Below are 1,327 nucleotides of genomic sequence, written 5' to 3'. Positions count from 1 at the left end.
CCTGCGGAGCGGCCCCGGACCCCTCCTCGCGGGGGGCCCGGCGGTCGGGACCGGTCAGTGGCCGTTCAGGCCGCGGTCGATCGCCGTCGTCAGCTCGCCGTCGGCCGTGTCGCCGTCCAGCGACCAGATCATCGCGCCGCCGAGCCGCTGGTCGCGGACGTACCGCGCCTTGGTGCGCAGCACCTGCGGGTCGTCGTACGTCCAGAGCGTGGTGCCGTCGAAGAGCCAGGCGTCGCCCGCCGCGCGGTCCCGGTAGACCTTGTACGTACCGGAGTCGGCGAGCTGCTTGAGCACCTTGTAGTCCTCGGTGCCCGGCGCCCAGGTGCCGGGTCCCGGCGCCGCGGCCGGCTGGCCGAGCCCGTCGCCGCCGCCGGTGACACCGGTCCAGCCCTGCCCGTAGAACGGCATGCCGACCACGAGCTTGCGGGCGGGCGCGCCGCGGCGCTCCCAGTCGCGCACCGTCCGGTCGACGCTGAAGTCGGTGCGTCCGTAGAGCGCCGACTGCTGGGCGGTCGTCGCCTCGCCCGAGACGTGGAAGTCGTAGCCCTGGAGGTTCACGAAGTCGAAGTCCCGCATGATCTTGGGGACGTCGAAGCCCGCGTCGATCTTGGCGGGCGCGGCCGGGACGAAGGCCGACAGGTCGTAGTGCTTGGGCGCGGGCGCCGGATGGTGCCTGCCGTGCGCCGCCGCCTTGGCCTGGGACTTCGCGTAGGCGTCGAGCTGGGTGCGGAACTCGTGCACCAGCGCGGCGTAGTTCTTCTTGTCCTCGGGACGGAAGACCGTGCCGGTGTTGGCCTCGGAGCCCGGCCACTCCCAGTCGATGTCCACGCCGTCGAAGAGGCCCGCCGCGGCGCCCGCGCCGCCCCTGGCTCCGTCGACGGGCAGATTGCCCTTGATGTAGAGGTCGATGCAGGAGGAGACGAACGCCTTGCGGGAGGCGGGCGTCCGGGCGGCGTCGGAGAAGTTGGTCGACCAGCTCCAGCCGCCCAGTGAGATCAGCACCTTCAGGCCGGGGTGCTTCGCCTTGAGTTCGCGCAGCTGGTTGAAGCTGCCGGCGAGGGGCTGCTCGGCGGTGTCGGCCGTGCCGTCGACCGATCCGGCGGCGTCGACCGGGCGTTGGTAGTCGGCCCAGGCGTCGGCCTGGCCGGCGACATTGCCGGTGAAGCACGTGCCGTCGGCGCCGACATTGCCGAACGCGTAGTTGAGATGGGTCAGTTTGGCTGCCTGACCGCTCGTGTCCAGATCCTTGACCTGGTAGTTCCGGCCGTAGATACCCCACTGGGTGAAGTAGCCGACGTTCTTCAGGGCGGGCGCCGGTGCGTGGTGG

The 1,327-nt window shown here is 71.5% G+C and carries 1 protein-coding gene; it reads right to left on the bottom strand.

Annotated features, from left to right (window positions below; translation table 11 throughout):
- Positions 1–54: 54 nt before the first annotated feature.
- Positions 55–1,327, bottom strand: a 1,273-nt coding sequence (locus tag HY68_RS05120) for a glycoside hydrolase family 18 protein (protein ID WP_041984923.1), incomplete at its 5' end; no start/stop codon positions are given.

It is taken from the genome of Streptomyces sp. AcH 505 (genome assembly GCF_000818175.1).
Taxonomy (GTDB): Bacteria; Actinomycetota; Actinomycetes; order Streptomycetales; family Streptomycetaceae; genus Streptomyces.
The sequence above is the reverse complement of the archived record's forward strand: the minus strand, read 5'-3'. Positions and strand labels throughout refer to the sequence as shown.